The organism is Bacteroides uniformis, from assembly GCF_025147485.1.
GTDB lineage: Bacteria > Bacteroidota > Bacteroidia > Bacteroidales > Bacteroidaceae > Bacteroides > Bacteroides uniformis.
The window spans coordinates 370,762-395,786 of the sequence record NZ_CP102263.1 but is presented as its reverse complement, the minus strand read 5'-3'; the positions used below and the strand labels follow the sequence as shown (position 1 = coordinate 395,786).

At 39.2% G+C, this 25,025-nt stretch carries 16 protein-coding genes; all 16 read left to right on the top strand.

Annotated elements, in window-relative coordinates; genetic code table 11:
* The first annotated feature begins 89 nt into the window (after window positions 1–89).
* A complete protein-coding gene (locus tag NQ510_RS01590) occupies window positions 90–1,652 on the top strand; it encodes an arylsulfatase (RefSeq protein ID WP_005829627.1) in 1,563 nt (520 codons plus the stop codon).
* Between the two features lie 454 nt (window positions 1,653–2,106).
* Entirely contained in the window at window positions 2,107–3,639 is a 1,533-nt protein-coding gene (locus tag NQ510_RS01585; protein ID WP_005829631.1) for a sulfatase-like hydrolase/transferase, read from the top strand.
* Window positions 3,640–3,939: 300 nt separating this feature from the next.
* Window positions 3,940–7,065, top strand: coding sequence for a SusC/RagA family TonB-linked outer membrane protein (locus NQ510_RS01580; protein ID WP_005829635.1), 3,126 nt, complete (start codon window positions 3,940–3,942; stop codon window positions 7,063–7,065).
* A 24-nt stretch (window positions 7,066–7,089) separates the two neighbouring features.
* A complete protein-coding gene (locus tag NQ510_RS01575; protein ID WP_008664258.1) occupies window positions 7,090–8,709 on the top strand; it encodes a RagB/SusD family nutrient uptake outer membrane protein in 1,620 nt (539 codons plus the stop codon).
* 24 nt (window positions 8,710–8,733) lie between these two features.
* Window positions 8,734–9,201: a SusE domain-containing protein gene (locus NQ510_RS01570; protein WP_005829639.1), complete on the top strand. Its 468-nt coding sequence runs from the start codon at window positions 8,734–8,736 to the stop codon at window positions 9,199–9,201.
* A gap of 12 nt (window positions 9,202–9,213) precedes the next feature.
* Window positions 9,214–10,434, top strand: coding sequence for a glycoside hydrolase family 76 protein (locus tag NQ510_RS01565; RefSeq protein ID WP_369739246.1), 1,221 nt, complete (start codon window positions 9,214–9,216; stop codon window positions 10,432–10,434).
* A 14-nt stretch (window positions 10,435–10,448) separates the two neighbouring features.
* Window positions 10,449–11,918, top strand: a complete 1,470-nt coding sequence (locus NQ510_RS01560; protein WP_005829643.1) for a glycoside hydrolase family 125 protein — start codon at window positions 10,449–10,451, stop codon at window positions 11,916–11,918.
* A 69-nt stretch (window positions 11,919–11,987) separates the two neighbouring features.
* Window positions 11,988–13,802: a glycoside hydrolase family 2 protein gene (locus tag NQ510_RS01555; protein ID WP_005829645.1), complete on the top strand. Its 1,815-nt coding sequence runs from the start codon at window positions 11,988–11,990 to the stop codon at window positions 13,800–13,802.
* Window positions 13,803–13,826: 24 nt separating this feature from the next.
* Window positions 13,827–15,212, top strand: coding sequence for a sulfatase family protein (locus tag NQ510_RS01550; protein ID WP_005829647.1), 1,386 nt, complete (start codon window positions 13,827–13,829; stop codon window positions 15,210–15,212).
* Window positions 15,213–15,224: 12 nt separating this feature from the next.
* Window positions 15,225–17,390 (top strand): GH92 family glycosyl hydrolase, encoded by a 2,166-nt coding sequence (locus NQ510_RS01545; RefSeq protein WP_005829649.1) that lies wholly within the window; start codon window positions 15,225–15,227, stop codon window positions 17,388–17,390.
* A 63-nt stretch (window positions 17,391–17,453) separates the two neighbouring features.
* Window positions 17,454–19,067 carry an arylsulfatase gene (locus tag NQ510_RS01540; protein ID WP_172679948.1) on the top strand — a complete coding sequence of 538 codons (1,614 nt, stop codon included), beginning with the start codon at window positions 17,454–17,456 and terminating at the stop codon, window positions 19,065–19,067.
* 48 nt (window positions 19,068–19,115) lie between these two features.
* On the top strand, window positions 19,116–20,681 hold the full coding sequence (locus NQ510_RS01535) for a sulfatase family protein (RefSeq protein WP_005829653.1): 1,566 nt from the start codon (window positions 19,116–19,118) through the stop codon (window positions 20,679–20,681).
* A 46-nt stretch (window positions 20,682–20,727) separates the two neighbouring features.
* Window positions 20,728–21,951, top strand: coding sequence for an anaerobic sulfatase-maturation protein (locus tag NQ510_RS01530; protein ID WP_005829655.1), 1,224 nt, complete (start codon window positions 20,728–20,730; stop codon window positions 21,949–21,951).
* 42 nt (window positions 21,952–21,993) lie between these two features.
* Window positions 21,994–23,127, top strand: a complete 1,134-nt coding sequence (locus tag NQ510_RS01525) for an aldose epimerase family protein (RefSeq protein ID WP_005829656.1) — start codon at window positions 21,994–21,996, stop codon at window positions 23,125–23,127.
* 183 nt (window positions 23,128–23,310) lie between these two features.
* Window positions 23,311–23,790, top strand: a complete 480-nt coding sequence (gene ispF, locus NQ510_RS01520; RefSeq protein WP_005829658.1) for a 2-C-methyl-D-erythritol 2,4-cyclodiphosphate synthase — start codon at window positions 23,311–23,313, stop codon at window positions 23,788–23,790.
* Between the two features lie 31 nt (window positions 23,791–23,821).
* Window positions 23,822–24,838, top strand: a complete 1,017-nt coding sequence (locus NQ510_RS01515) for a metallophosphoesterase family protein (protein ID WP_005829660.1) — start codon at window positions 23,822–23,824, stop codon at window positions 24,836–24,838.
* Window positions 24,839–25,025: the final 187 nt, after the last annotated feature.

The window sequence follows — 25,025 nt, the reverse complement described above, 5'->3', positions numbered from 1 at the left end:
ATGTAATACTAATTGAAATACAAAAAATGAGAAAGAGTTATTTCTTGTGCGGAACATCCGCCTTGTCGATGTTGTCTGCTATGCCGTGTATGGCAGACGAAACAATACGAACCAGCAAAGAAACTGATGAAAGACCTAATATTGTACTTATTATGGCAGATGACATGGGATATTCGGATGTTGGGTGTTATGGCGGTGAGATTCCGACTCCCAATATTGACCGGTTGGCACAAAAGGGAGTACGATATACGCAGTTTTATAATTCTGGACGTTCTTGTCCTACCCGTGCCAGCTTGCTGACCGGACTTTATCCGCAGCAGGCCGGCATCGGAGCTATGTCTGAAGATCCCGGCATCAAGAAAGGAGAAAAACATCCGGAAAATAGAGGAGTCCATGGTTATATGGGTTTTCTCAACCGTAATTGTGTGACAATTGCTGAGGTGCTGAAAGAGGCTGGCTATCATACATACATGACAGGCAAATGGCATGTTGGGATGCATGGCAAGGAAAAGTGGCCGTTGCAGAGGGGATTTGAGCATTTTTATGGAATACTGGCCGGTGCTTCCAGCTATTTGAAACCTCAGGGCGGACGGGGCTTGACTCTGGATAATACGAATTTGCCTGCTCCTCAATCCCCCTATTATACAACGGATGCTTTTACTGATTATGCCATTCGGTTTATAGATGAACAGACGGATGATAATCCGTTCTTTCTTTACTTGGCGTACAATGCTCCCCATTGGCCGCTACATGCCAAAGACAAGGATTTGGAAAAGTTTGCAGGCAAATATGACAAGGGATGGGAAGCCGTTCGTGAAGAGCGTTACCGGAAAATGGTTGAATTGGGTATAGTCAATCCTGATTGGAAATTGGCCGAATGGGAATCTCGTGCCTGGAATGAGCTTACGGAAGCAGAACGTGATAGTTCGTCCTTGCGGATGTCTGTTTATGCCGCCCAAGTTTACTGCATGGATTATAACATTGGAAAGTTGATTGATTATCTGGAAGAAGAAGGTAAGCTTGACAATACTCTTATACTTTTTCTCTCGGATAATGGGGCATGTGCAGAACCTTATTCGGAAAAAGGTTTCGGAAGCACAAGTGAGATTAATAAGCTTGACAGCTGGGTTCATCCTTCTTATGGACTGCCTTGGGCACAGGTTAGCAATACACCGTACCGGAAATATAAAGTACGGGCCTATGAAGGAGGCATTGCTACCCCATTGATTATTTCCTGGCCGGAAGTGCTTGGAAAGTATAGCAACCAGATAAGAAGAAACGTAGGTTTTGTTCCTGATATCATGGCTACATTTGTAGAGGTTGCCAGAGCAGAATATCCGACAACTTATCATGACGGAAATTCGATTATTCCTATGGCAGGAACTAGCTTGATGTCAACGGTTCATAATCCTGATAAACAAATACATGAATATATCTTCGGTGAACACTTCAATAATTGTTTTGTACGGTGGAAAAATTGGAAAGCTGTAAAGGATGAAAAAATGAAGGAGTGGGAACTGTATGATATTGAAAAAGACAGAACTGAGTGGAATAATGTAGCTGCTGAGTATCCGGATGTGCTGAAGAAGATGGTCCGGAAATGGGAGGAGTGGGCGAACGAATGCTACATCTTCCCTAAAAGGCTGAACTAAACCATCGTTTCCAACAAAGTTTAGTTGTTCTATCCCCATTTGCTTGCACTTTTTTGATAGTTTGATAATAATCAATCTGTTATGTGTGTAAGCAGGATTTTTTACTTCCATATTATTTCTACTAATTCAGTGAGTATAAGTGTATTACAGGTGGAGGTAACTGTGGAAGTAATAGTGTAAGCAGATTTATCTTCCACTTCTTTTATATAACTGTTCCGTTGTATGGTAAAAGTATAATGTATTAGTTCATAGTATTGAACACTTTGTTTCATACCTATAGAACAAAGTGTTTTCTATAAGGAAACAAGTTGTTCCTAATAGTGAAACGAACTGTTTCAAGGTATGGAACACTTTGTTTCATCAAGACAAACAGACCATTTGACGGTTACAACGGGTTTCCGGTTATAGATTGGGGGCTGTCATTAGTAGATTTAGTCATTAAATAAAAAACATTATGAATTTGAAAGTGAAAAACAAAACCTTGTTTTTATGCCTTCCGGCATTATTGAACATGCCTTTTTTCGGACTCTCTGCATTCGGAGCGAATACGGAGAAAGGTAATGATAAGGGGAACGGGCCGAAGCGTCCTAATATTCTTGTCCTGCTGACGGACGACCAGACTTTCAGCACTATCCATGCTTGGGGTAACGGTACAATCCAGACCCCGAATATGGACCGGCTTGTCAGCCGTGGTATATCATTCACCCAAACTCACGTAATGGGAGGTTTCAATGGTGCTATTTCGCAGCCCAGCCGTGCAATGCTTCTTACCGGGCGTGGTTTGATGGATATACATCGCAATGGCGGCGTTATTCCGGAAAATGAAAGAACTTTTCCGGAACTATTCCGTGAGAATGGCTACACGACTTTTGCAACTGGTAAATGGCACAGTGACAATGCCTCGTTTACCCGTTCGTTTTCTACAGGTGCAAACCTTTTTTTCGGTGGAATGCATCCTTACGGGAAATACAATGAACTGGGACATCGGTGCCCTTACCTGCATCAGTACGATCCGGCAGGGAAGTACAATAATACCAACGGTAAATGGGTGGATGCGTCACTCAATACCTTTTCGTCCGAATTATATGCCGATGCTGCTATCAGATTTCTTGAAGCTAAGGCGTCGGACGACACTCCTTTTTTGATGTATGTTGCATTTACTTCGCCTCATGATCCGCGCAATGTGTTGCCTCACTACGGACATAAATACGCTAGTACTGAGGTTCCGATGCCCGAGAATTTTGTTGCACAACACCCATTTGACAACGGTGACCTTAATGAACGCGATGAAAAGTTGCTTTCCACTCCTCGCATTTCGGCTCAGGTACTTACTGAAAGGGCTAATTATTATGGCATGGTGAGCGAAGTGGATTTTCAGATAGGACGTATCCTTGATGTACTTGAAAGCAGTGGCAAGGTTGATAATACCATCATTGTTTTTACGTCGGACAACGGTCTTTGTGTCGGGGAACATGGGCTGCTGGGCAAGCAGAACTTGTATGAAGCAGCAGTGAGAGTACCTTTGGTAATATGCGGTCCCGGCATTCCACAGAATGCGATGTGTGATGCTTATTGTTATCTTTATGATATTTATCCCACTCTTTGTGAGCTTGCGGATATAGAAGTGCCGCCTACTGTTAAAGGCCTTTCATTGGCACAAACCATACAGAACCCCATGGTAAAAAAACGCGAGGACATACTATTGGCATACATCAACCTCCAGCGTGCCATTAAAAAGGATAACTTTAAACTTATACTCTACAATGTTGGAGGGCAACGTCATCCTCAGCTTTTCGACCTTGAGGCCGACCCGATGGAGATGAACAACCTTTATGATGATCCTAACTACAGCAAAAAGCGCGACGAACTTACCGCATTGCTTTATGCCCGGATGAAAGCTGTCGGTGACTTTTGTGATCCAGCAAAACCGGATTGGGGATATCCAGTAAAACTGAAATGGAATCAGGTTATTCAAGTTAATCCGTGAAGCCAGTGCTTGGGAGAAGTTATAAAAATGCCTTAACACGCTCTTTTATAGATGGGGAGTACGGTATTGGTACAGAAAAGTACGAATTCCTACTTTTCCCTATAGTGATGCTTTTATGGCTGGAATCCGTACTCAGGATGTACTTATTCAGTCTATATTTGCACCATCAAATCATGATGAGAAACACATATCGCGAATATGAGTAGTTAATTAAATCTTAAGTATTATGAAAGTAATAACCGGTTCTTTTAGTTTCTGAATTTTAGAATTAATAAGTTTAATCATTAAATCAAGACTTGTATGATTTTTGAAAAGTATAAACCACTGATTTTAGGTTTATGGGCTTTGTTTTCCTTCTCTGTATATAGTGGAAATATATATGCCAAACAAACCGAAAATACTACTGTTCCTCAGCCGGTACAAAATGCAACGGTAAAAGGTGTGGTAAAAGATGCGACAGGAGAACCTCTGATTGGGGTGAGTGTAGTTGTCAAAGGAACCACCAATGGTGCCGTAACAGATGTAAATGGTAATTTCTCGATTGCATGTAGTGCAAATGATATTTTGGTATTTTCATATATTGGTTATGATAAAATAGAGGTGAAGGCAGGAAATGCTTCTTTCCATACAATTACTATGAAAGAAGATAGTGAATTGCTGGATGAAGTAATTGTCATTGGTTACGGTACGACTACCCGTAAACATGTAATTGGCGCAGTAGACCAGATTCGTGATGATGTGATAAAGGATCGTCCTGTAGCCAATATAACTCAAGCATTACAAGGTGCGACGCCAAGTCTATCTATACAACAACGCAACATGAATCCTAATAATAATAATATTAATATTAATATCCGTGGAGTCAGTTCTATGAATAACAATGATCCCTTGGTTGTGATTGATGGCATGGCAGCAAATGATATTAATGCAATGAATCTGCTTAATCCGAATGATATAGAGTCCGTTTCTGTTTTGAAGGATGCGGGTACGGCGGCCATCTATGGCTCTCGTTCGGCAAATGGAGTTATCTTAATTACAACTAAGCAGGGACGAACTGATATGAAACCGGTTGTTACGTTTACTGCATCTGTAGGAAATCAAAATCCTGATATATTATTAAAACCTGTATCAGGATATCAGAATGCATTGTTACGGAATGATTCATATGTGAATGCTGGGAAAGATCCTATTTATACTCCAGAACAGATTCATGAGTTTGCAAAAGGAGATAGTGAATGGGGATATAAAGCCATTATGAAGAATGCATTGCAGCAGAACTATAATATTAATGTGCAAGGTGGCTCGAAAGTGACAACATATAATGTGTCTTTTGGCTACTATGATCAGGAAAGCAACTTTAAAGGACAAGATTTTGGTATCAAGAAATATAATTTCCGAAGTAATCTGACTTCTGAAATCCAGCGTTTAAAGTTAAAGGTTCTTCTTGCTTATGATAGAAATGAGGGACGCTCGGATAGAGGAGATATGCAGTTGGCAGACGTTATGCGTGTTCCAACCTATAATACTTATTCACTGTATCCAGATGAGGATGGCAAGTATTATAATAATGAAATAACGACCGGTGGTAATTATTTGGCTAGATTGAGGCATGGTGGACTGACAACTAATGACAAAGACCATTTTCAGGGAATTGTTTCTGGTGATCTGAAAATCTGGCAAGGACTGAAATTGAGAGGTGTTGTTGGTTATGATATTATTTCAGAGCATCGATTGATTAAGAGAAGATATTACCCGGTATATAAATATTTAAATAAAGATCAGATTGCTAATGCTGGACAAAGTAAAAATTATAGTATTCAGGATTATAACAATAAAGCAACAATGCTGAACTTGCAATTTTTCCTTGATTACAATCATACTTATAATGATGTGCATCAAGTGACGGGTTTATTTGGATTTACATCTGAATCTTTCCGTAGTGAAAAAAATGAAATCAGACGTAATTTTGTCGATCCAGACCTTTATCAGGATACAGATGATACAGTTTATGAAACTTCAAGTTACAATACTCCGAATGGTTTCCGTGAACGTGCTTTGCATTCATGGCTGGGAAGATTAGGATATTCCTATAAAGATAAGTATTATGCAGAAGTGAATGCTCGCTATGATGGTTCTTCCCGTTTTGCAAAAGATAATCGTTGGGGCTTTTTTCCATCAATGTCCTTAGGATGGAGAATATCTGAAGAGAACTTTTTGTCATTTTGGAAGGACAAAGTAGGAGATATGAAAATCCGTGGTTCGTATGGTTTGTTAGGTTCACAAACTGTTGATGATTATCAGTACTTGACTACCTATAAAGTAAATTCAGATCAGTATGGTTTTAACAATTCTTCTGTAACAGGTACAGGATTTACATTTGGAAATTCTGAATTGTCTTGGGAGAAAACCAAAACCTTTAATATTGGTTTTGATGCTTCTTTTTTGAAAAATGCATTGAATGTTACTTTTGATGTATTCCAAAAGAATACTTCAGATATTTTATTGACACCATTAAGTCCCGGCACATTAGGAGGGGCTGTCCCAAAAGCTAATATTGGTAAGGTGCGCAATAATGGTTGGGAACTTACTGTTAACTATAGATTCAAGCATAAAGATTTTTCTCATTTGTTCGGCTTCAATATCGGAGATTCCCGTAACAAGGTACTGGAATATGGGGATGAGTCTGTAAAGCTGACTGATGGTGTTGAACGAATCATTAGAGAGGGGGAAGCCATTAATAGTTATTATGGATTCCGGACTGATGGACTGTTCCAGACTGAAGAGGAAATCCAGAATTCTCCGAAATTCGAGGGAGTAAAATTGCAACCGGGAGATGTGAAATACGTTGATATAGATAAGAATGGAGTAATAAATGATGATGACCGGGTTGTACTTGGAAATGCTTTCCCGCGTTATGTCTTTGGGTTTAATTATAATTTCAGTTGGAAAGGTCTTGACTTCAGTATGTTGTGGCAAGGAGTTGGAAAACGTGATATGGCCCTCCGGGGAGAAATGATTGAGGCTTTCCATGGAAGTTATTCATATGTGATATATGAGCACCAACTGGACTATTGGACTCCGGACAATAGGGATGCCAGATATCCTCGGTTGATAAACGTGGCTTCGTCATCTTATCAGCACAACTATAAACATTCATCGGATAGAAACTTATATAATGCTGCTTATCTTCGTTTGAAAGATATACAGATTGGTTATACAATACCTGCTTCCTATACGAAAAAAATAGGAATGAAAAAGGTTAGAGTGTTTTTGAATGGTCAGAATTTATTGACATTTACTAAGAACAAGTTCATTGATCCGGAATCAACTGAATTTGGTAACAGTATGGATACTAGCAGTGCCAATAGTGGACGAAATTATCCGACCTTGAAATATTTTGGTGGTGGAATTGAAATTCAATTTTGAAAATGATTAAATGTAATATAAATTATGAAAGCAATATTATTTAGATATTCATCCTGGTGTCTATCCTTATTTTGCATGCTGTCAATGTTGAGCTGCGTCGAACTGGATGTGATTCCTACTGACAAATATACGGATGAGACTTATTGGACTTCTGAAGCAAATGCATCGGCTTTGCTGAATATGGCTTACAAGCAAATGAATTCGGCAGATTGGCTCTTTCGCGATGAAAGATTGAGTGACAATCTCTATAATGGTTATGGAGGTGATGCTGTGAAGACTATTGGCAATGGACAAGCAACGTCATCTACTGCTCTTTTTGATGATGTGTGGAAAAGTATATATAGCGGCATTAAAACGGCGCATACTCTTTTGGAGAATATAGACCGTGTGCCTATGGACGAAGGTCGTAAAAACCGGATGAAAGCGGAAGCACGATTTGTCAGGGCATTCTTATTCTTTCAAGCAACAAACTGGTACGGAGATGTTCCTTTCTTTACGGAGGATATCGATGAGGCAACTGCAAAGACTATTTCTCCTACAACTCAGTCTGAAATTGTAGCTTGGATACATAAAGAATTGGAGGAAATAGCGGAGATACTTCCTACAAAGGAAGAGTATGACGTTACAGATAGAGGCCGAATTACTGCTGGTGCGGCGATGGCAATGAATGCAAGAATTGCATTGAACTTCAATGAATGGGAAAAGGTTGTGCAATATACAGAAAAGCTTATTAATACAGATAATTACGGTAAGTATGAACTTTTCCCTGATTACCAGAAACTCTTTTTCAAGGAAAATGAATACAACTCAGAAATCATTCTGGATATTCAGTATGTTCCCGAAAAACGAACTTGGGGTAATATTTCTACTTATGTTCCTTTTAGTCTACCGCTGGTACAGTACGTATTGGCAAGCCCGACTCAAAGCTTGGTAGATACTTATTTAATGAAGGATGGCAGTAAATGGGATGAAAGTAAGGGGGATTATGTTGACCGTGACCCACGTTTTGATATGACTATTGTGCATCATGGCAGTGTCATTGAGGATAAAGAAGGCAATGCGATTACTGTAAATGTGGATCCGAATGATCCTAAAAATAATACGTTGGATAAGATCGGACGCGAAAACGGAGGACATACCGGATACTTTTATCGCAAATATTATGATACAAATCAAGAGGCATGGACTACTGGTACCTCATGGCAGTGTAATATCAATCTCATAACATTGCGTTTTGCCGATGTCCTATTGATGTATGCAGAGGCTAAAAATGAACTTGGTGAAATGAATTCAGATATCTGGGACAAGACTATCAAGCGGCTTCGTCAGAGGGCAGGATTTGATAATACTTCGGCGGCAATGGATTATCCTGCTAATGGAGATTTACGCCAGATTATTAGGGATGAACGTCGTGTTGAACTTGCTTTGGAAGGAACCCGCATCTATGATATCCGTCGTTGGAAGATTGCTGAAACTGTGTTGAATGAACCGGTTAGGGGTGCAAAATTTAAATTGAATGAAGGTAAATTGGAGTATTTTACTTATCGTGATAGAAGCTTTAATAAGGATCGTGATTATCTATGGGCTATTCCGAGACAGCAATTGGTGATTAATCCTAATTTGGGGCAAAACCCTGGTTATTGATTTTATTAATTAAATTTTGAAAAGATGAGAAATAGTTTATTGTTTATCCTTATAGCATCGCTTTGGGGAATAATGATGATTTTTGTGGGGTGCGATGATACCAAAGAATTTGAAGATTTGAATGTTACGGCAGTAGAAGCTCTTATAGTACCGATAGATAATAGCCGTATTGATCTGCAATCATCGGGTAATGTCTTGTTTGAATGGGAAGAGGCTGAGGCGCAAGATGGTTATAGCCTTGTGTATTATGATGTGTTGTTTGACAAAGCGGAAGGGAATTTCTCTTCTCCGGTCCATATTCAAGCTTCTGACAACAAGAGTTTGAGTACTGGAGCTACAATTACACCAACTGTGTTGAATAGCATTGCAGAAAAAGCGGGTGCCGCTGCCGGGCAAGAGGTTACGCTAAAGTGGACTGTACGTTCTAATAGAGGAGTTAAAACTGCTTTGGCTACACAGAGCCGTACTATAACTATCATAAGAAAACCATAGTTAATGATTGTGATGCGAACGAACTTCTTCTTGAGACTGTTTTTGGTTTTTAATTTTATCATTGGCGTCAGTTTGGCTGGTTGTAATGTGGAGAATAATGAAAAAAACAGTGGAATGGAGAAAAATGTCTGTTTAGAGAGAGCCCGGATACTTCTGGACTCCCTCTATCAGAACTATTCTATTCCGAATTCGTGCTTGCTGCGGGAAACATTTCCTTTTGACAAAGCTTCTGAAAAGATTTTGTTTGATAAACGGAACAGCATTCCCAAAGACTATTCTTATTTATGGCCTTATTCGGGTACCTTCTCAGCTGTGAATGCTTTATACGAGGCTACACGGGATAAAAAACTTTATAGATTGTTGAAGGAAAAAGTATTGTCCGGTTTAGAAGAATATTATGATATAAAAAGAGAACCACATGCCTATGCGTCGTATGTGACGTTTGTTCATCAATCGGATCGTTATTATGATGATAATATATGGATAGGCATTGAGTTTACAAATCTGTATATGTTAACAAGGGATAAGGAGTACTTGGGCAAAGCCAAGATGATTTGGAGTTTTATTCTTAGTGGCATGGATGATACATTTGATGGAGGCATCTATTGGTGTGAACAAAAGAAGTTTTCAAAGAATACTTGTACCAATGCTCCTGCTTCGGTGCTTGCATTCAAACTTTTTGAAGCAACTCAAGACAGTACTTATTTTTATCAGGGAAAGGAAATGTATAGTTGGACAAAGGAACATCTTCAAGACAAGACTGATTATTTGTATTTTGATCGGATAAATATTGACGGAAGTGTTGGACCGGCAAAGCATGCTTATAATAGCGGACAAATGATGCAGTCTGCGGCGATTCAATATAAGTTGACAAAAGATACGGTATATCTTATCGATGCCCAGAAAATAGCAAAGTCATGTTATGATTATTTTTTTAGAGACTATGTAACGGCAAGTGGAAAGCAGATCCGTTTATTGAAAAAGGGAGATGTATGGTTTTCTGCCGTTATGTTACGAGGTTTTGCAGAGTTATATAGTTTGGATAAAAATGATATGTATGTGACGGAATTTGCTAAAAGTCTGGATTATGCATGGCTTCATGCAAGAGATGAATATGGCTTGTTTGGTGTGGATTATAGTGGAGAATGTTGCGACCCGAAAAAATGGTTGTTGACGCAGGCTGCTATGGTAGAAATGTATGCACGCCTTGCAATCTTAAATTGTAATCTATAAATTATAAAGAAAAAATGAAAAATAGAAGTATTAGTTTTTATATATTGGCCATGGTATTGGCTACTGGAAGCAATGCTCAGGCTTCAGATTATGTATTGTCCAAAGATAATACACATGTAGCTACTACAGCTCTAAAATATAAGACCAAACGCCCTTTACTTCAAGATAGACTATTTGTTTCTCAAGCTGTAGAGGCCGAAATACGCAGAATTAAAAGTGAGTTGACTAATCCTAAACTGGCGTGGATGTTTGAAAATTGTTTCCCGAATACGTTAGATACTACAGTGCGTTATAGGAAAACAGATGGTAAGGATGATACGGTTGTCTATACTGGAGATATACATGCTATGTGGCTTCGTGATTCGGGTGCGCAAGTATGGCCTTATGTACAGCTGGCTAATCAAGATCCAGAGTTGAAGGCGATGCTTGCAGGGGTTATTCGGCGGCAGTTCAAGTGCATTAATATAGATCCCTATGCGAATGCATTTTTGGACCCTTATGACCCCAATCCGGATCATCAGTGGATGCGGGATATGACTGACATGAAAGAGGGGTTGCACGAAAGGAAATGGGAAATAGATTCTCTTTGTTATCCTCTACGATTGGCTTATCATTATTGGAAAACGACTGGTGATATAAGTATATTTGATGAAGAATGGCTACAAGCTATTGAAAATATTCTGAAAACTTTTAAGGAGCAACAACGTAAAAATGGAGTAGGTCCTTATAGATTTCAGCGTAGAACAGAACGGCAATTGGATACAATGAACAATAATGGATTGGGTAATCCAGTGAATCCAGTTGGCTTGATTGTATCTTGTTTCAGACCTTCAGATGATGCGACAACTTATCAATTCTTGATTCCATCTAATTTCTTTGCAGTAACATCTTTGCGTAAGGCTGCTGAGATTTTGGTAACAGTGAATAAGGAAACGGCTATGTCTGAGGAGTGTGTGCATTTGGCACAGGAAGTGGAGGATGCTCTTAGGAGATATGCGGTCTGCAATCATCCCCAGTATGGACAGATATATGCATTTGAAGTCGATGGTTTTGGAAATCAATATTTGATGGATGACTCTAATGCTCCGAGTCTTTTGTCAATGGCATATTTGGGAGATGTGGATGTCAATGATCCTATATATCAGAATACACGGAAGTTTGTGTGGAGTAAGGATAATCCTTATTTCTTCAAGGGAACGGCTGGTGAAGGAATAGGTGGTCCCCATATTGGCTATGATATGATATGGCCCATGAGTATTATGATGAAAGCATTTACGAGCCAGGATGATAAGGAAATTGTATGGTGTGTTAAGACGCTTATGAATACAGATGCAGATACAGGTTTCATACACGAATCTTTTCATAAGGATAATCCTGCTAATTTTACTCGTGCATGGTTTGCATGGCAAAATACACTGTTTGGTGAGTTAATATTGAAACTGGTGAATGAAGGTAAGACTGATTTACTGAACAGTATTCAATAAGGGATTGCTATAGTTATAGACATAATTACTATTATAGAATTTATAAACACTTAATAATATTGGTATCAGATGAAAACTAAATTAATATTTATTGCATTCTTATTTTTAAGTATATCTATGTCGGCTCAGTGGAAACCTGCAGGTGATAAGATTAAGACTGCATGGGCGGAAACGCTTAATCTTGATAATATACTTTCGGAATATCCCCGTCCTATTATGGAACGGGACAGCTGGTTGAACCTTAACGGGTTATGGGAATATGCGATTTTACCCTTCGGACAAAAAGAACCACAAAAATTTGATGGAAAGATACTTGTTCCTTTTGCTGTTGAATCAAGTCTTTCTGGTGTGCAGAAAGAATTGGGTAAAGAGAAAGAATTGTGGTATAAGAGAACTTTCAATATTCCTTCTAGCTGGAGAGGTAAGAATATTCTTTTACATTTTGGAGCAGTTGACTGGAAAGCGGAGATATATTTGAATGATGTGAAAATTGGTACACATACAGGGGGATATGTACCGTTTAAATTTGATATAACTCCTTTTTTGACATCAGGTAGCCAGAAGCTTGTAGTGAAGGTTTGGGATCCTACAAATGAATCGTATATACCTAGAGGGAAACAAGTAAAGAATCCCCATGCTATTTGGTACACTCCGGTTTCTGGTATTTGGCAAACGGTATGGTTAGAGCCGGTAAGTAGCAAATATATATCTAATGTAGTTTCTGTTGCAGATATTGATAATAAGAACTTGAAAGTGAAAGTTGGTACACAAAACACTACATCGTCGGATGTCGTGCAGATTGTATTGAAGGAACAGAATACCATAGTGGCAATGACTAAGGGTGTTGTAGGGGAAACATTGGAACTTGCTCTTGCAGATGTTAAGTTATGGTCTCCGGAATCTCCCTTCTTATATGATTTGGAGGTAACTTTGTTAGATAAGGGGAAGAAGACTGATAAAGTTAAGAGTTATGCTGCAATGCGTAAAATCTCAATGCATAAGGATAAGGATGGTATTATGCGTATGCAGCTCAATAATAAAGACTGTTTCCAGTTTGGTCCCTTGGATCAAGGTTGGTGGCCAGATGGATTATATACAGCTCCGACAGACGAAGCTCTGGCATATGATATTGAGAAAACGAAAGATTGGGGGTTCAATATGATTCGTAAGCATATAAAGGTAGAGCCTGCACGCTGGTATACGCATTGCGATCGTCTAGGTATTCTTGTGTGGCAAGATATGCCGAGTGGTGATAATTCTCCTAAATGGATTCAATATAATTATTTTGATGGTAAGGAGAACGAACGCTCCATTGAATCAGAAGAGAATTTTAAGAAAGAATGGAGAGAAATAATGGACTATCTTATGCCATATCCCTCTATTGTTGTTTGGGTTCCTTTCAATGAGGCTTGGGGACAATTCAAAACAAAAGAAATAGCAGAATGGACAGAGTATTATGACCCTTCCCGATTGGTAAATGCTGCTAGTGGTGGTAATCATTATTATAAGGTGGGTGATATTTTGGATATACATCGGTATCCCCGGCCGGAGTTGATGATGTATGAACCCACTCAGGTAAATGTGGTTGGGGAATATGGTGGTATTGGCTTACCTATGAAGGGGCACCTTTGGCAACCTAATAAGAACTGGGGATATGTGCAGTTTAAAAACACTAAAGAAGTTACTGATGAATATGTAAAGTTTGGGGAAAGCTTGCTTGAACTTGTCCCTAGAGGGGTGTCGGGTGCTGTTTATACACAAACGACCGATGTTGAGGTGGAAGTGAATGGACTGATGACTTATGATCGCAAGGCCATAAAAATAGAGGAAGAAAGAGTTAGAGAAATTAATAAAAAAATATGTAACTCTTTATCTGCAGAATAAAGGTATAATATTGATAATTTAGATATGGATGTTATGAATATCTGTAAAACGCAATTGTTGGTGATGGCTGGTGTAACTCTTTCGAGTATATCCGCGGTAGCCCAGAATACACTTCCCAATATTATTTTGGTTATAGCTGATGATTGCCGTATGGGGGATCTCGGTTGCTATGGGAGTCCGGATGCCGTAACTCCTAATATTGATAGAATTGCATCTGAAGGTTTGAAATTCAACCGATTTTTTCAGGCTACGGCTATGAGCTCCCCTACCAGACATTGTTTGTTGACAGGACTTTATCCAGTGAAGTCGGGTGCATATCCTAATCATACATTTATTGATGAAGGAGTTAAGACGCTTCCGTATTATTTGAAAAAGGCAGGTTATCGGGTAGCCATGCAAGGTAAACGGCATATTGCTCCTTTGGAGGCATTCCCTTTTGAGTATTTGAGTGGTGACTATAAAAATCTGAATATTCCGGATTTAGAGCTTTTTATTGCTGATGTTGCAGTAAAGAAACAAGCTTTCTTTTTGTATCTGGCTTCAAATGATCCACACTCTCCTTGGACAAGAGGCAATCGGTCGCTTTTTGATGCAGAGAAGTTGACGCTTCCTCCAACACTTGTCGATACAAAAGAGACAAGGAAGAATTATGCTAATTATCTTGCCGAAATTAATCAGCTGGATACGGATGTTGGCAAAATTGATGCACTTATTAAGAAATATAATCTGGATGAAAACACAGTGTTTATATTTACAAGTGAACAAGGGCATCAATTTCCGTTTGCCAAATGGACTTGTTATGATGCTGGTTTGCAAACTGGCTTTATTGTACGTTGGAAAGGGGTCACTATGCCTGGAAGTGAAACGGATGCCATGTGTGAATATGTAGATGTCACACCTACCCTGCTTGATATTGCTGGTGCATCAGTGCCCAAAGGTCTTGATGGAAAAAGTTTTCTGCCTGTGATAAAAGGAAAAAAGACAAATAAGGAATATGTATTTGGCATACAAACAACGAGGGGCATTGCGAATGGGGCAGATTATTACGGTATTCGCAGTGTGAGAAATGACAAATTCAGCTATATATTAAATTTAACTCCGGAGGTGCCTTTCCAGAATATAATCACTCGCAAACAAGATCCTGTATGGTTTTCATGGATAAATGAAGCGGAAAATGATATATTTGCAAAACAGCAAATCCATAAATATCAATATCGTCCTAAAGAAGAATTATATGATATAATAAACGACCCTTATCAAATGCATAACTTGATTGATGATGTAAAATATGCATCTGAAGTGAAAAAGTTGCGTCGGCAATTGCAGAGATGGATGGACTCACAAGGTGATAAGGGGCAAGAAACTGAAATGAGAGCTTTGGAGCATAAATGGAATCCCAAGAAACATTAAAAATACAATAAGATGAAACTTGTCAAATATATTATCTTGCTAAATATGCTATGCGTTTTAGTTGGTTGTTCTGTCGCTAAAAAATCGAACCGATTGACTGATTATGTTAATCCCTTTATCGGAACTGCAACTTTGTGGGATAGTACTGAATTAGGGTATAAGCCAACCAGACGGGCGTGGGGAGCTGAAGTCTATCCAGGTGCCTCTTTGCCGAACTCAATGGTACAAGTAACTCCCGTAACAATGTGGCGGAGTGGTTCGGGTTACCAATATGAAGATACTGTTATATATGCTTTTGTACATACTAGTAAGGGACATTGGAATCTCTGTTATGTTCCATTTATTGGTGTTAGTGGAGAAGTGGAACCTAAGACGTATTATTCCAGTTATAGTCATGAACATGAATCGGCCAGTCCCGGTTATTATCAAGTTTACCTTGAAAAATATGATATAAATGCTGAGGTAACTTCTACATTGCGTTGTGCCTATCATAAATATACCTATAAGGACGGTAAGAATAAAAAACTCTTGGCTGATCTTGCTCGTTCGAATGAACATGTAAAAGATTGGAAATTGGAAAAAAGGGATAATAATGTTTTTATAGGATATCAGAAAGCCGGATCTACTTTCTACTTCTATGCGGTAACTAATCATAAAATTCGTAATATAGAATCCTTGAAAGATGATGAAACAGAAGTTAGTGTTGTGAATTTCTTAGATAATGATGATATAGCGGAACCGCTTGAGCTAAAAGTGGGATTTTCTTATGTCAGTGTAGAAAATGCCAAAGAAAATTTAGAAAGTGAAATGTTGGCTAAGAGTTTTAGTCAGGTAAGAACTGAAGCAGAGGAATCATGGGAAAAATTGTTGTCTAAGATACGTGTAATTGGAGGTACGGAAGAAGAAAAAGAGACATTCTATTCTACTTTTTACCGCTCGTTCCTATGGCCCATTCTTCTTAGTGATGCAAATGGAGAATTTGTGGATGCAAATGGAAATACCGTAAATAAAGGTTTTCGCTATTATAGCAATCCATCTTTTTGGGATGATTATCGTAATAAATTGATTTTATTGGGAATGATTTCACCTGATGTGGCAACAGATGTTATAAAATCAATAACGGATAGAGGAAAAATCGGTGGGTTTATGCCTACCTTTTTCCACGGTGATCATGCGTCAACATTTGTAACAGGTAGTTATTTGAGGGGAATACGTGATTTTGATGTACAGGCAGCTTATGAATTATTGCTTAATAATGCTTTTGTGGAAGGTAGTGGTAAAGGTCCAATGGGGGGGAGACGTTTCATTAAAGAATATATGGAGCAAGGATGGATTTCGGAAGATGATATTACGAACCCTAAATTGGAAACTGTAGCTAAAGCTGCTGTAACTAAAACACAAGAGTATGCTTATGATGACTACGCTACTGCACTTTTAGCTAAAGAGTTGGGCGATAGCGAAAACTATGAAAAATTAATGAAAAGGACTGATAGTTACAAACATCTTTTCGACCCCTCAACCCAGTTTATGCGCGGACGTTTGAAAGATGGAACATGGATTACACCATTTGATCCTAAAAGACCTTTTTATGAATATATGTACCGTGAAGCGAATGGTTGGCAATCTACATTCTTTGCTCCGCATGATTCGGAGGGATTCATAGCACTTTATCCAAGTAAGAAAGCATTTGAAAACAAGCTTGATTCTTTGTTTATGATCCCATGGGATGGGTATGAGGCTCATAATTTGACAACTTTTATTGGACAATATTGCCATGGAAACCAGCCGGGGCACAGTTCTATATATATGTATTATTTTGTGGATAAGCAGGAAAAAGCGCAGAAACTTTTGAATAGAGTTCTGAATGGTTATTATAGGATGGGACCTAAGAAATTGGCTTATTCTGGTATGGATGATGCTGGTGAGATGTCATCTTGGTATGTTTTGAATGCTATCGGTCTGTATACTTACTCGCCAGCTGATCCAGAATATATTGTGACTGTTCCTTTATTTGAGAAGGTTATTTTTAATCTGGATGGGACGGATTTCATAATAACTAGGAAAGGAGCTGGAGAGAAGATAAATGAGATTAGATATGGAGAGAAAATATTAGATAGTTATTTCATATCTCATAGTCAATTGAAAGAAGGTAAGGAACTGATAATCGTAACCAATTAAATATAAAATATAATGAATAAGTTATTACATACAACAGCTTTCGGGGCTTTAACATTGACTTCCATGTATGCTTATGCCCAGCAGGATAACCGTCCGAATATAATAGTAATTCTTGCCGATGATTTAGGCTACTCTGATATGGGGTGTTATGGAGGAGAAATTCAGACCCCCAACTTGGATAAGTTGGCACAAGAAGGGATAAGATTCAATAGTTTTTATAATGCAAGTCGTAGTTGTCCTACGCGGGCATCTTTACTTACTGGATTGTATCCTCATCAAGCGGGTATCGGACGGATGACATTTAATGATAACTTGCCGGGGTATAGAGGACAATTGACAGAGAATGGAGTTACTATAGCAGAGGTTCTGAAAGAGGCTGGTTACCAAACAGGAATGGTAGGTAAATGGCATATCGCTGAAACTCCATTGAAGTCTGACCAGCGTGAATGGCTTGCTCATCATGTGTACCATGAAGATTTTGCCGATAAGGCATGTTACCCGGTTAATCGTGGATTCGATGATTTTTATGGGATTATTTATGGCGTTGCAAATTATTTTGATCCATTCAGTTTAGTCAATGGTGACATTCCGGTAAGAAATGTACCTAAAGATTATTATATAACACGTGCCTTGTCTGATAGTGCTGTATCTTATGTAAATAGATATGCGAATGCAGATAAACCTTTTTTTCTTTATCTGTCGTATACCGCTCCTCATTGGCCGTTGCATGCTCTTCCTGAGGATATAAAAAAATATGAGAATACTTATAAAGTAGGATGGGACGCTATTAGGGAGAAACGTTATGAGAGAATGAAAGAACTGGGTATATTTTCAGGTGCAGATAATTTTCTGACTACTCGTCAAAGTCCTAAAAAATGGGAAGATAATCCGACTAAAGAATGGGATGCAAGAGCAATGGCTGTACATGCTGCCATGGTGGATAGAATGGATCAGGGAATTGGTGAACTGATAGATGCTTTAGAGAAGAATAATCAATTAGACAATACATTGATTTTGTTTTTGTCCGATAATGGTTGTAGTAGTGAGGTTTGTCAAAACTACAGCGAAGGAGAGAATGACCGTCCGGATATGACTCGCATTGGAGAAAAGATTATTTATCCTCGTAAGAAAGAAGTTTTGCCGGGTTCCGAGCTTTCTTATGCATCTATCGGGCCGATATGGGCTAATGTTGCTAATACGCCGTTCCGTTTTTGGAAAGCGAAATCTTATGAGGGAGGAATCAATACACCTTTGATAGCCTTCTGGCCCAAAGGTATAAATAAAGGAAAAGGGGGAATTACAAATCAGCCGGGACATGTAATAGATATAATGGCTACGTGCATTGACTTGGCAAAGGCCAAATATCCAAAAAAATATCAAGGCAATTCAATTCTTCCGTTGGAAGGTAAGAGTCTTGTTCCTATTTTAAAGGGTAGTAAAAGGAAGGGACATGAATATTTGGGCTTCGAACATTTCAATGAAAAAGCTCTTATTGCTAAAGACGGATGGAAAATAATTCAGCCAGGTAACAAAGCACAGTGGGAACTGTATAATCTTAATGAGGACAGAACCGAAATGCACAATGTTGCTGACAAATATCCAGATAGGTTAGCGAAGATGCAAAAACAATATGAAGAATGGGCGAAACGCTGTATGGTTGTTCCTTCTCCTAAATAATAAAACACTTGTGAAATAATTTGTATTGAATAATAACTATATTTGATTATGCAAAGTAATGTTAGGCAGAAAATCTTGGCAGGAGTTTCAGTTTCAGTTTCAGTTTTATCTTCTATCTCTGCACAGGAAGTAACGAAGGAGCCCAATATCATCATTATTATGGCAGATCAATTGCGTGTTGATTTGTTACAACGGGAAGGATATCCGCTGAACACGATGCCTTTTGCCGATAATCTGGCCAAAAATGGTACATGGTTTGACTGTGCTTATACCTCTGCTCCAGCCAGTGGTCCGGCACGTGTTTCAATGTTGACCGGAAGATTTCCGAGTGCGACCCATGTTAAGTCCAATCATAATATAAAAGATGCCTACTATACAAAGGATCTTTTTGATGTAGCTAAAGAAAAAGGATACACCACTGCTATGGTTGGAAAAAATCACTCACATCTTACTGCTGACCGGGTGGATTATTGGAGTCCGTATAATCACGGTGGACAGGAGTCAAGGAACAAGAGTGAGAAAGGAAAGGCTTTTGACCGGTATTTGGGAACTCTGGATATGTATGCCAGTATGGAACCATCCCCTTATGGAGTAGAAGCGCAGTTGCCTTATCGGATGGTAGATGATGCTTGTCATTGGATTGATTCGCATAAGGATAAACCTTTTCTGATGTGGTTTTCGATTGCTGAGCCTCATAATCCTTATCAAGTTTGCGAGCCCTATTATTCAATGTTTCCTCCAGAATCACTTCCTGAAATGGGAAGTTCAGCCAAAGATTTAAATACTAAAGGCGAGGAATATCAATTATTAGCCGAAATGATGGCACAAGGGCATGTCGGATATAGGGAAAATCTGCAGCGCTTACGTTCAAATTATCACGGAATGTTGCGTATGATAGATGACCAATTGTCACGCTTTGTCGGGGAACTGAAGAAAAACGGAGTATATGATAATACGATAATTATATTTGTTGCAGATCATGGTGACTATGTAGGCGAATACGGTTTAATGAAAAAAGGGGTAGGACTTGATGATGTTCTTACGCGTATTCCTATGCAGTGGACTGGTCCTGGTATTAAAGCATCTGCTATTCCTCACAATGCTCATGTGAGTATTATTGATATTTTTCCTACTATTTGTGAAATAATAGGAGCTGAAATTCCAATGGGAGTGCAGGGACGTAGTCTTTGGCCGCTCTTACAAGGGAAAGAATATCCGGAACAAGAATTCAGAAGCGTCATGGCTCAAGATGGATTTGGCGGAATGTATTATACGAAGGTGGATGCCACGGACTATAGGGAAGAGGGGGCAGTAGGTAAAAAGGGATTATTTTTTGATGAACTTAATACATGGACACAAAGTGGAACGATGCGCATGCTCCGGAAGGGGGATTGGAAACTGGTTTATGATATGAATGCTAATGGTCAACTTTATAATCTCAAAGCGGATCCTTCAGAACTGAATAATTTGTTTTCTGACAAGAAATTTAATAAAGTAAAAAATGAAATGATAGAGGAACTTTTGAGATGGGATATTTCAACGCATGACCCTTTGCCAATACCACGCCAGCGTTATCGTTTTAGGAGAAATGAACACAATTATTTGTTTCATTGAGCTTGTATATTTATTTGTGTAATATTTTATTTTAGTTGTAGAAGATATGGCAATTTTCGCACCATTTGCCCATCCGTTGTATGTAATGCTTAAACCGGTTGGTGCTGTATGCAATCTAGCTTGTAGTTATTGTTATTATTTGGAAAAGTCTAAATTGTATAAAGATGAGCCGAAACATGTAATGAATGACAAGCTATTAGAGAAGTTTATTGAGGAATATATCAATTCTCAAACTATGCCTCAGATTCTTTTCACGTGGCATGGAGGAGAAACATTGATGCGTCCCCTTGCTTTTTATAAGAGGGCTATGGAGTTGCAGCAGAAGTATGCTCACGGAAGAACAATTAGCAATTGCATACAGACTAATGGTACATTGTTGACTGACGAATGGTGCGAATTTTTAAAAAAGAATGATTGGCTTGTAGGGGTGTCTATTGATGGCCCTCAAGAGTTTCATGACAGATATCGAAGGAATAAGCAGGGACAACCCTCTTTTGTGAAGGTGATGAAGGGAATCCATTTATTGAATAAATATGGGGTTGATTGGAATGCTATGGCTGTTGTTAATAATCTCAACGCAGACTATCCGTTGGAGTTTTATAATTTCTTTAAAGAGATAGGATGTCGTTATATACAGTTTACTCCTATTGTCGAACGTATTTTTAGGCATAATGACGGACGCCTATTGGCTACAATTGGAGAGGATACTCCTGAATTGATGGAATTTTCTGTTACGCCTGAACAATGGGGAAATTTCTTATGTACTATTTTTGAGGAATGGGTGCATAATGATGTCGGTGAGTATTACATACAGTTATTTGACGCAACTTTGGCGAATTGGGTCGGTGAAAATCCAGGCATATGCACAATGGGAAAAACGTGCGGGCATGCAGGGGTAATGGAGTTTAATGGTGATGTGTATTCATGTGACCATTTTGTGTTCCCTCAGTATAAATTAGGAAATATTTATTCAAAAACATTGATAGAGATGTTTTATGGAGAGAAGCAATTGGAATTTGGACAAAACAAGTATAGGTCTTTACCAAGACAATGTAAAAACTGTAAATTCTTATTTGCTTGTAATGGTGAATGTCCAAAGAACCGGTTTTGTAAAACTGAATTGGGTGAGTCTGGGTTAAATTATTTATGTAAAGGATATTATCAATTTTTTGATTATGTGGCTCCGTATATGAATTTCATGAAAAACGAATTAAATAATAAACGGCCTCCTGCCAATATTATGGAGGCAATTAGAGCCTCTTCTATTTAGGTAGGGTCGCGAATTTGAATAAATTTATAGCAAAGAAAGAATATGAAGGGATATTTGTTTACTTTTATAATGCTTCTGTCTCTGTTTTCATGTGTTCCAAAAGACAGTGGGAAAATTTCGTTGTTAAACGCATCTGCTTTTGAAAAGGAGGTGAATGGTAAACTTGTTTCATTGTATACGATAGACTCTGGTAATGGACTTGTTGTACAAGTCACTAATTTGGGGTTACGGGTTGTTTCTATTTGGACGGCTGATAAAGATGGAGAGTATGCAGATGTAGCTGTAGGTTATGAAAATATAGATCGCTATTTGAATAATGAAGGGGAACGTTTCTTGGGTTCTATTGTAGGAAGATATGCCAATCGTATTTCAAAAGGAAGGTTTATGATAGACAGTGTACAATATCAATTGCCTCTTAATAATAATGGACAAACCCTTCATGGAGGATTGAAAGGATTAGATATGAGAGTATGGAATGTTGATAGGATTTCTGATAAGTCCATTGATTTTTCATACGTTTCACCGGATAATGAGGAAGGATTTCCTGGTACGCTTAATATTAAGGTTCGTTACTCTGTGACATCTGAAAATGAATTTAAAATTATATATGAAGCTACTACGGATAAGCCGACGGTTGTAAACTTGTCTAATCATGCCTTTTTTAATTTGAAAGGTGAGTCTGGTGGAACGATTACTGACCATATCTTGACCATTAATGCTGATAGCATAACCTTGGTTGATAGCTTATTGATTCCTACAGGAGAGATTGTCTCGGTAGATGGAACTCCGTTTGATTTTCGTAATCCAGTAGTGATAGGAAGCAGGATAAATATGGAGGATGAGCAGTTACGGAATGGTTTGGGGTATGATCATAATTGGGTGCTGAAGAGAACTGAGGCGAAAGTAAGATTGATAGCTTCTTTGTACGAACCGCAAAGTGGGCGTTTGATGGAGGTGTATACTGACCAGCCCGGGTTACAGTTTTATAGTGGGAATTTTTTTAATGGTGAGGTGAAAGGTAAATATGGTGAAACTATAAAATATAGAGAGGCCTTAGCTTTGGAAACCCAAAAGTTCCCGGATAGTCCTAATCATGTGAATTTCCCTTCAACTTATTTGTCTCCGGAAGAAAAATATACTCATACTTGTATTTATAAATTTAGCGTAAAGAAGTAGGTAAAAAACAATAGGTATTAGATTTTAAGAATAATTTGTTTTTAAAGGAATTGCTTACGCTATTCAACTGAAATATATCATTTGGATGGCTTGGCAGTTCCTTTTTTCATTTAAAAGAAGATGAAAATTTTTCTTTTCAGATATAAATTCCGTACTTTCGTGTCAACTTAAAGAAGCAACGATATGAAGATACGTGTAGGTTTTGGCTTTGACGTCCACCAGCTGGTGGCAGGGCGCGAGCTTTGGCTAGGCGGTATTCGCTTGGAACATGAAAAGGGATTGTTGGGGCACTCGGATGCGGACGTGCTCATCCATACTATCTGTGACGCATTGCTGGGAGCGGCGAATATGCGTGACATCGGCTATCATTTTCCTGATACTGCCGGTGAGTTTAAGAACATAGACAGCAAGATTCTGCTAAAGAAAACAATAGAATTGATAGCTACCAAAGGCTATTCGGTAGGTAACATTGATGCCACCATCTGCGCTGAGCGGCCTAAGTTGAAGGCCTATATTCCCGAAATGCAGCGTACGCTTGCCGCGGTGATGGGAATAGATGAGGATGCCATCTCCATCAAGGCCACCACCACGGAGAAACTTGGCTTTACGGGCAGAGAGGAAGGTATATCCGCCTATGCCACTGTATTGATAGTAAAGGAATAATAATATCAACTCAATTTAATCATCCACTTATATGAAGAAAATCTCTTTGGCCTTTTGTCTGACACTTTTATCCTCCTTGTTCTGCCCGGCACAAGTATCGCCTTTGCAGTTCAACAAGAACGGAGAGTTTAAAATCGTCCAGTTTACAGACATCCACTTTAAGTATGGTAATCCGGCTTCAGACATTGCTTTGAAGCGTATTGGCGAGGTGCTCGATGCTGAGCGCCCCGATTTAGTAGTCTTTACCGGCGATGTGGTCTATGCCGCACCTGCCGATACGGCCATGCGCAAGGTGCTTTCCTATGCTACGGACCGTAAGATTCCTTTTGTCGTAACCTTTGGTAACCACGACAACGAGCAGGGAAAAACACGTGCCGAACTTTATGATGTTATCCGTTCCATGCCTTTCAATATCCAACCCGACCGTGGCGGAGTTGAATCCCCCGACTATGTCCTCACACTGAAATCCTCGGACGGCAAGAAGGATGCAGCCCTGCTTTACTGTCTGGATTCCCATTCCTACTCCAAACTGCCCGATGTAAAAGGGTACGACTGGCTCACTTTCGACCAGGTGAACTGGTACCGCCAGCAGAGTGCCGCTTATAAAGCAAAAAACGGTGGGCAACCTTTGCCTGCACTGGCATTCTTTCATATCCCTCTGCCGGAATATAATGAAGCCGCTTCTGACGAGAACGCCATACTGATAGGTACCCGCATGGAAAAGGCTTGCGCTCCGGAACTGAATACGGGCATGTTCACTGCCATGAAAGAGGCCGGTGATGTGATGGGTATGTTTGTCGGGCACGACCATGACAACGACTATGCCGTGATGTGGAAAGGAATCCTTCTGGCCTACGGCCGTTTCACAGGTGGCAATACTGAGTACAACCACCTTCCCAACGGTGCACGTGTCATTGTGATGAAGGAAGGCGCCCGTACTTTCACCACCTGGATTCGTCTGAAAGGTGGTGAAATCATTGATAAGACGGTCTACCCCGACAGCTATGTGAAGGACGATTGGCGTAAGCGTCCGTTGGTGACGGAATAGACTGAAATGGAGAGCCTTATCCCATAATGGGTGGGAACCTATACTTTCCCGATAGAAACATTATTGTTTTTCATGTACGAGATGCACATCTTATGCTGCGTGAGATGTATATCTCGTACAGGATGAGATGTACATCTCGTGCATGAATACCTATTGTCTTTTGATTCTTCTCCCTTACTCTTTCACG